General features: G+C 65.5%; 8 protein-coding genes. 2 read left to right on the top strand and 6 right to left on the bottom strand.

Translation table 11 applies throughout. The features are described from left to right. Nucleotides 1–604: protein-disulfide reductase DsbD family protein (locus QNJ67_15560; GenBank protein MDJ0610393.1), on the bottom strand; the 604-nt coding region annotated here is incomplete at its 3' end. A gap of 283 nt (nucleotides 605–887) precedes the next feature. On the opposite strand from QNJ67_15560, the gene QNJ67_15555 reads away from it, so the two are divergent. After that, nucleotides 888–1,157 carry a hypothetical protein gene (locus tag QNJ67_15555; GenBank protein ID MDJ0610392.1) on the top strand — a complete coding sequence of 90 codons (270 nt, stop codon included), beginning with the start codon at nucleotides 888–890 and terminating at the stop codon, nucleotides 1,155–1,157. A 340-nt stretch (nucleotides 1,158–1,497) separates the two neighbouring features. Here the strand turns inward: QNJ67_15555 and QNJ67_15550 are convergent, their stop codons facing one another. Together QNJ67_15550 and QNJ67_15545 are read right to left on the bottom strand one after the other, a co-directional pair. Next, nucleotides 1,498–1,794: a hypothetical protein gene (locus QNJ67_15550; GenBank protein MDJ0610391.1), complete on the bottom strand. Its 297-nt coding sequence runs from the start codon at nucleotides 1,792–1,794 to the stop codon at nucleotides 1,498–1,500. A gap of 281 nt (nucleotides 1,795–2,075) precedes the next feature. Next, nucleotides 2,076–2,405, bottom strand: coding sequence for a hypothetical protein (locus tag QNJ67_15545; protein MDJ0610390.1), 330 nt, complete (start codon nucleotides 2,403–2,405; stop codon nucleotides 2,076–2,078). A gap of 71 nt (nucleotides 2,406–2,476) precedes the next feature. Between QNJ67_15545 and QNJ67_15540 the strand changes: the two genes are divergently transcribed. Further along, on the top strand, nucleotides 2,477–3,589 hold the full coding sequence (locus tag QNJ67_15540) for a hypothetical protein (protein ID MDJ0610389.1): 1,113 nt from the start codon (nucleotides 2,477–2,479) through the stop codon (nucleotides 3,587–3,589). A 303-nt stretch (nucleotides 3,590–3,892) separates the two neighbouring features. Here QNJ67_15540 and QNJ67_15535 read toward each other — a convergent pair whose 3' ends face one another. From QNJ67_15535 to QNJ67_15525, 3 genes are read right to left on the bottom strand one after another with little or no spacing between them, the layout of a single operon-like run. Further along, nucleotides 3,893–4,144 (bottom strand): MoaD/ThiS family protein, encoded by a 252-nt coding sequence (locus tag QNJ67_15535; GenBank protein ID MDJ0610388.1) that lies wholly within the window; start codon nucleotides 4,142–4,144, stop codon nucleotides 3,893–3,895. Then, nucleotides 4,141–5,406, bottom strand: coding sequence for an FAD-dependent oxidoreductase (locus tag QNJ67_15530; GenBank protein ID MDJ0610387.1), 1,266 nt, complete (start codon nucleotides 5,404–5,406; stop codon nucleotides 4,141–4,143). The genes QNJ67_15535 and QNJ67_15530 overlap by 4 nt, the downstream gene beginning before the upstream one ends. A 16-nt stretch (nucleotides 5,407–5,422) precedes the next feature. After that, nucleotides 5,423–7,237 carry an aldehyde ferredoxin oxidoreductase family protein gene (locus QNJ67_15525; protein ID MDJ0610386.1) on the bottom strand — a complete coding sequence of 605 codons (1,815 nt, stop codon included), beginning with the start codon at nucleotides 7,235–7,237 and terminating at the stop codon, nucleotides 5,423–5,425. Nucleotides 7,238–7,419: the final 182 nt, after the last annotated feature.

Below are 7,419 nucleotides of genomic sequence, written 5' to 3'. Positions count from 1 at the left end.
CGCGCAAGGTCAGCGCCACGTGCCCCTCGCCGGCCGCTGCCACCACCGGCCAGGGGGAATCGAGCGGCTGCTCGGCGCGGGCCTTGGCGAGAAGCGGTGCGGTCGCGGGGTCGGCCAGGCTCTCCGTGCCGGTTGCTATGCCGGTGGCGAGGCGCCCGGTGACGGGAATGCAGATGTCCTCGCAGACCAGGATCTCCGCCTCGGCCGACAGTGGCAGGGGCCGGCCCGCCGGCCAGTCCGACGGCACCTTCACCTTGAACAGCAGGGCCGTCTCGTCCGAGTAGCCGAAGTTCACCAGCGACCCATAGGGTATGCGCTCCGGCGCCGGCCATTCCGATGGCGAGACTTCGACACCCTCCGGCGCGTCCCAGACGAGCGTCGGCGGCTGGCCGGAGTCGCCCGGATTGCGCCAGTAGGTGTGCCATCCGGGGGTCATGGCCAGGTGAAGCGCCACGGTCACCGTGTCGCCCGGCCGCGTGGCCGCGTTCTCGGCCACCAGCCCGGCGGTCAGATGCTCGGCCCGAATGGCCTCCTCGTCCGCCTGCGCGGGAACCGCGAAGGAAGCAGCGAAAACAAGGAAAACGAGCGCCCGTATTCGGTTCATCCCTCGCCATCGCGACAGTTGTCAGATGAGGCCGACACCCCTTACTTGAGTGGCCGAGCCTGGATATTGTCTCGGGCCGCGCCCGAGACAAGTCACTGATCGGGGGCCGAACGGCGACCGCGGCGGCACCGCGTTCAAGAAAGCGTGAGCCAGAGCGGGCGCCGGCCTGGCGCGGATAGCGGCCTGACCCTTACCTCGGGTGCCGATGGGGCTCCCTTGGCGTCCCGGCCGATGGCTGCGACAATCGCCCTACAGAAACCATCTGCCCGGGAGCCTTCCGCCCATGTTCAAGCTGACCGATTTCGCCGAGGTCAAGCGGCTGCTCGACGAGGTCGCGGCGGTCGAGGACCGGCTGACGCCGAACGAGCTGGAGCTCTTCCGAACCCTCAAGGCGCGCTACGAGGACCCAGGGGCCGGCAGCTTCGAGGACAAGACCTGTCTCGAGGTCATCCTGCGCAATATCAAGGTGCGCCAGGGCTTCGGCATGAAGCCCGAGGAAACCGCGGGCCGGGTCGTCGAGCTGGGCAGGAAGGCAAGACCGGACGGCGGCTGAGACCGTGGCGGCCGCCTGCGGCGGATTTGGCCGTCCGACACAAACATGCAATATTGCATCTATTCGGGGATGGGGCAGGAGGCTCGGATGGTCAAGGTCCAGGTACTGGACGATTGCGTCGTCGCGGGGATGATTTTGCAAAGGAATGAGACCCTTGAGGTCCCCCTCGACTTCGCTCTCAAGCTCAAGCAGCAAGGCGTCGTTCGGATCTGCACAGGGTCACGGCGGTCCCCGGTGGAGAGAACGAGGGCTCCGGCCAAGACCGGCACGCGCCCGAAGCTGAGCGAGTCCGCTTAGCCACCGCTGAGTTTCTTGACCTGACCGCTCTAGGGGAAAGGGCCTACCAGCTGAAGACGTCGACCGCGGCGAGGAGCATCGGGTCCTGCTCGGCGCCGGTCTCGGCCCTGCCGTCCTGCAGTGAATCGACCCAGTCCGACACGGCTTGCATGCGCTTCTCGGTCAGAAAGACCTCGGTCCAGAGGTTGGCGATAACCGGCTCGTCGTGGGCATCCAGCCGGTCCGTCCAGCTGTCGGGTGCGGTCTGCGGGAGAAAATCGTCCTCGAACTCGATCCCGGACGACCCCGAGAGCCGGCTTTCGACCAGCAAGTCCTTGCCCCGAGAGAAATCACCCGGCATGTGTCTAGCGCGTCCTCGCCCCTTGCCGCCCGGCGCCCCCCGGAGGGAGACGCGGGCTCCATGACCCTTATTAATATTATAGGACTAGTCCCTTAATTTTGAGCTTCGAGGCGGAGTTAAGCCGCGTTTACCGCGCCCGCGTGCTGGTCCGAGCCGCCCTGCCCGGCTCAGGCTTTTCGGCCCGTCGCGACGATCATGGTGCAGGGTCCCTCGAAGCCCCCGCCGTTCTCGAAGGCTTAGAGCGCCTCGCCGACCTACTGCCAGGCCGCCTGCTTGCCGGCCTAATCGATCTTGCCGAGCATCTGATTCAGAGCGCCTAAGGATTCCTGCTCGAACGGCAGGCGATCGGCGGCGCTTTCCATGACCATCGGTGCGGCAATCTTGCGGATCTCGACATCGACCAGGCCGGAATCGGCGAAGAGTTCCTCGATCCGACCCTCGGCGCCGGATGGCTGATGATCCACTCTACGGCCCTGGCGCCGACTCTCCAGCGGGCCGGACGGGTGCAGAGTCGGTTGATCGGCACCTTGGCCGGCGGCACGGTATTTGGAAGGCCTGCAAATGGCGAATCCCGGCTTGTACCAAAAGACAAGGATAAGGCCCCATTTCACCGCAGGGATCTTGGTATAAGTGGCTTGGGGAAACCGTCGTCGGGACCGGCCAACAGGGGTAGAGGGGTAAGATGCGAGCCGTCTTGTCGTCAGTGTCCTATCCCGCTTTGAAGGCTCTGGCGGCCGGCCTGCTTGTCGCTCTCGCCGCGATTTCGGCTCGGGCGCAGGAAGGGCCATATCTGGGCGGTACACCGCCGGGTGACGGGCCCGTGGAAGTGCTGATCGGCTTCAATCTGCTCAACATTAGCGATGTCAACGAGCAAGAGGAGACGATCGACTTCGAGGGTGCCATCTACATGGAGTGGATGGACCCGCGGTTGGCCTATGCGCCGGCCGATGTCGGGATGACAAGTTGGGTCCCGGGAGACTATTCCCGCACGCCCCGGCGGATCTACCAGGGCGACTTCGCCGTCAAGGAACTCTTCGAGGGCTGGTGGCTGACCCTGAACATGCCCAACGGCATCGGCGATCGCGCGATAACGAACATGGCGATCAGCATCTGGCCGGATGGCCGGGTCGCATACTCGGAGATATTCTCCGCCAAAGCGGAAACACCCATGGATTTGCGGCGATTCCCCTTTGACAAGCAGGATCTCGAGATCTTCTTTCATCCCTTCGTCTACAAGCGCGATGAGGTCGTCTTGATCGCCGACGACAGGCTTGCCCAAACCTGGAACCAGAACTTGGGCGTCGCCGACTGGGAACGGCGCGGGGTGCTGATGGCGGAGCGGCCCGTCGAAATCGCCTACTTCGACGAGTCAAAGGCTGAGATCTCCGAGTTCGTGGTGACCGTTCAGATCAAGCGGCGGCCCATCCACCTCATGGTCAGCATCATCTTTCCGCTCGTCGTGCTGGTCTCCCTGACGTGGAGCGTGTTCTGGATGGACGAGGAATCCCTGTCCGATCGCCTCAACATCAACTTCATCGGCATCCTCAGCGTGGTCGCCTACTATTTTGTCCTCCTGGACAACGTTCCGGAGGTCGACTACCTGACGCTGATGGACGCCTTCATCATTGCCACTTTCCTAGTATTGGCGGCGGGCGTCGTCCTCGCCGTGAGCATGGAGAGAATGCGTCTCGGCGGCCGAGAAGCGCTTGGCGCCCGTGTGGATCGCATCTGCCGCTGGGCGGTTCCACTGGGTTACGCAGGAATCACTGCGATCCTAGCATTGGTGTTTTTTTGATCTCATTTGATCGCGGGTCGTCTCTCTCAGACGGGCCTCTTGTCCGCCGAACGGCCGCTGGAGCGGATCATGTTTAGATGAAACCACTTCGTGGTTTCCAACTAAACATGTGAATCCGCTCTACATCGAAGGTTTAGAGCAGATTCACCAGGTTTGATGGATCGCCTCCGGCGATTCAGTCAAACCCGGATCTGCTCTAGTGGCTAAGGCTGTCGAAAAAGTCGGATTGGAACGACTGGCTGCAGCGCGTGAAAACGATGCCGGGCGACAGCGCGTAGCCCTTAGTAAGCTCAGGTACCGATCTCACCCGCCCTTCAGCGGCGGCATGATCGCGAGGCTGTCGTTCTCGGCCAGGACCAGGCTGGCGCGCTCGGCGCGGGGCACCGAGCTGCCGTTGTGGATCACCAGGTAGCTGCCGTCCTTGGGCATGCCGAGCTGGGCGATGACGTCGAGCGGGGTGGCGCCCGCCGCGACCTCGATCTCGGCCGTCCGCTCCTTGCTGCCGGGCGGCAGGAAGCGCACCAGGCCGCCCGCCGTCTTGAAGGTGATCTTCACGCGGCCGCGGCGCCGGGCGGCGTCTGGCCCTGGGTGCAGGCGAGATAGGCGTCCATCACCAGGTGCGGGTCCTTCATCAGCCGCTCCTTCCAGGTGCCGAGTCGGACCTTGGTCTGGACCAGCCCGCGGACCACGCCGACGTGCTGGGTCAACCCCAGCGCCAGGGCGCCGACCACGACGTCGTCCTGGAAGCAGAGCCTCAGGTACTTGAAGCGCTCCTTGTCGACCACCTCGACCTGCTGGCCGCCGTCGACACCCATCCAGAGGCCGAAGGAGCTGGAGATCAGGCCCAGGGTGTTGAGCACGTTCATCGAGAGGCTGCCTTTGTAGGCGGTGGTCTGCCCGGCCATGTTGAGCGCGGCGATCCGGCCGTGATCCGCCGCGGTCGGCTGAATCGCGTGGATCTGCCGTTCGCCGGTCGAGAAGTCCGGCCCCTGGGCGACGTCGCCGGCGGCGTAGACCTCGGGCCGGCTGCTCTGCAGGTTGTGGTTCACCAGGACGCCGATGTCGGTCTCGATGCCGCTGCCCTCGAGGAAGGCGATGTTCGGCCGCACGCCCGTGGCGCTGACCACGAAGTCGACCTCGAGCGGCTCGCCGCTGTCGAACGAGAGCATGAGCCCGCCCGCACTCTTCTCGATCCCGGTCACCCTGGTCGAGGTCCTGACCGCGACGCCCTTGCTCTCGCACCAGCGCTTGATCATCTCGCCGCCGGTCGCGTCCATCATCCGCGGCACCATGCGGTCGGCCATCTCGACCACGGTCAGCTTGACGCCGCGCAGGGCCAGCGCCTCGAGCACGATGCAGCCGATGAAGCCGGCACCCAGCAGGACCACCCGGCTGTCCTTCCTGGTCGCCGCGATGATCTTGCGGGTGTCCTCCAGGGTCCAGCAGTTCTCCACCCCGGGCAGGTCCATGCCGGGGATCGGCGGCCGGATCGCGTGGGACCCGGTGGCGATCAAGAGCCGGTCGTAGCCGAGGTCGCCGCCGCCTTCCAGGCTGAGCCGCCTGGCATCGGCATCGACCTTGGAGACCCGGCCCTGCTTCACCGCGATGCCCAGCTTGTCGTAGTGGCCCTCGCCGTGGCGCAGATGGGTCCCTTCCTCGCCGATGTCGTCGGCCAGGAGGTAGGGGATCGCCATGCGCGAATAGGGCGCCTCGGGCTCGTCGCCGATCAGGGTGACGCTGCTCGAGGGGTCGGTGCGGCGCAGGGTCTCGGCCGCGATAACGCCGGCCGGGCCGGCACCGATGATGACGTGTTCCATGACCGTCCCTCCTCTTCTACAGCTTCAGACGCGCGATGGTCTCGTTGGTCGGCACGCCGTCGGGCGTCCAGCCGCGCAGCTCATAGTACTCCGGCAGCATCTTGCCGAGCTCGGCGACCTTGCCCTTGGCGGTGCCCGAGGGCGCCGGGACCTCGAGCAGCCGCTTGGGCAGGCTGTCGTCCTTGGCGGTCAGGCCGGCCGCCAGGTTGAACTGCCGCTCCAGGTTCCAGGTCCGCTCGCCGCTCTCGACGATCCGCTCGGGCGACCAGTCGCCATCGCAGGCGGCGTCGACCAGCTTGCTGAGCTCTTCCGGTCCGAAGCCGGTGAAGAGGCAGATGCCGGTCGAGTCGAGCGCCGCGGTCTTGTCCTGGGACTCCTTGCAGGGCTTGGCCTTGCCGGCCCCGGTCTGGTCTTCCATGTCCTCGGCGAAGGTATCGTGCTTCAGGTGGCAGGCGCCGCGGTTGCTGGTCGCGTAGCCGAGGCCCATGCCCTGGAGCGCGCGGGAGTCGTAGCCGGCAAACTCCTGGCCCTTGACGCCCATGAAAAGCTCGGGGTGGCCGTACTTCTCGGTCATGCGCTTGGAGCCCAAGGCCAGCACCTGGCCGAAGCCTTCGTACTTGCCGGTCTTCTCGGCCATGACGGTGAGCGCCTCGGGATTGCCGAAGTTGAGCGGGATGCCGTCGGTGTCCTTGTCGGTCAGCACGCCCATTTCGTAGAGCTCCATGGCCGCGGCCAGGGTGACGCCGAAGGAGATCGGGTCCATGCCGTGCTCGTTCATCATGTAGCCGGCGAAGGTCAGCGCATCGATGTCGTCGACCCCGACCACCGGGCCGAAGGCGTAGGCCGTCTCGTACTCCAGGCCGCCGGAGGCGTGGCGGTACTGGGGCCGGTTGACGATGGTGAAGTGGTCCTCGTGGATGTGGGCGATGCGCCCGCAGGCGATGGTGCAGCCGAAGCAGGCCTTGTTGGTCAGCAGGTTGCGGTGGCCCGAGGTATCGACCGCCTTCATGGCCGCCGGGTTGATCTTCTCGGTGCCCTCGAACTGGACCTCGTTGAAATTGCGGGTCGGCAGGCCGCCGAACTCCTGCATCATATCGATCATGGAGTTGGTGCCGTTTTCGGTCAGGTCCTTGCGCCCCTCGCTCTCGACCAGCATCTGGTTGGTCTCCCGGACCGCCGCCATGAAGCGCTTGGGGTCCTCGACCTTGACGCCGACCGTGCCGTGAACCGCGACGGCCTTGAGGTTCTTCGAGCCCATGACCGCGCCGACGCCGGAGCGCCCGGCGGCCCGGTGCAGATCGTTGACGACGCAGGCGTAGAGCACGCCCTTCTCGCCGGCGACGCCGATCGAGGCGACCTTCAGGAGGGGGTTCTGGTGCTGCGCTTTGAGCCACTCCTCGGTGTGCCAGACGGTCTCGCCCCAGAGCTCGTCGGCCGGCAGGATCTCGACCGTATCGTCGACAATGTGGAGATAGACCGGCTTGGGCGAGCGGCCGTGGATCACCAGCAGGTCGTAGCCGGCGAATTTCAGCTCGGCGCCGAACTTGCCACCGGAGTTGGAGCAGGCGATCGCGCCGGTCAGCGGGCCCTTTGTGACCACGGCGTAGCGCCCGCTGGTCGAGGCCATGGTCCCGGTCAGCGGGCCGGTGGCGAAGATCAGCACGTTGTCCGGCCCCATGGGATCGGCCTTGGGGTCCATGTTCTCCATCAGGTACTTGGTCGCGAGGCCGCGCTCACCCAGGTAGTCGTTGGCCCACTCCATGTTGAGCGGCTCGATTTCGCTGGTGCCCTTGCTCAGGTCCACGCGGAGGATCTTCCTCTGCCATCCCATGTCGGTTTTCCTTGTCCTAGCGTTCTGATCTTTCGTCGGAGCGTCGCTTGGCGCCTCTGGAGAGGACAACCCTGGTTCCCCCTTTGTCATTGCCGGACTTGATCCGGCAATCCAGGGCAACCGCACGCCTGGATGCCCGGGTCGAGCACGGGCATGACAATCGCGGCGTGCCAGCGGTGAAC

Source organism: Kiloniellales bacterium, assembly GCA_030064845.1.
Lineage (GTDB): Bacteria > Pseudomonadota > Alphaproteobacteria > Kiloniellales > JAKSDN01 > JASJEC01.
The sequence above is the reverse complement of the archived record's forward strand: the minus strand, read 5'-3'. Positions and strand labels throughout refer to the sequence as shown.

What these genes read in the sequence shown, in the direction of transcription:
- QNJ67_15555 (MDJ0610392.1), top strand. Translation starts at nt 888, where the DNA reads ATGTTCAAGCTGACCGATTTCGCCGAGGTCAAGCGGCTGCTCGACGAG.
- QNJ67_15550 (MDJ0610391.1), bottom strand. Translation starts at nt 1,794, where the DNA reads ATGCCGGGTGATTTCTCTCGGGGCAAGGACTTGCTGGTCGAAAGCCGG.
- QNJ67_15540 (MDJ0610389.1), top strand. Translation starts at nt 2,477, where the DNA reads ATGCGAGCCGTCTTGTCGTCAGTGTCCTATCCCGCTTTGAAGGCTCTG.
- QNJ67_15530 (MDJ0610387.1), bottom strand. Translation starts at nt 5,406, where the DNA reads ATGGAACACGTCATCATCGGTGCCGGCCCGGCCGGCGTTATCGCGGCC.
- QNJ67_15525 (MDJ0610386.1), bottom strand. Translation starts at nt 7,237, where the DNA reads ATGGGATGGCAGAGGAAGATCCTCCGCGTGGACCTGAGCAAGGGCACC.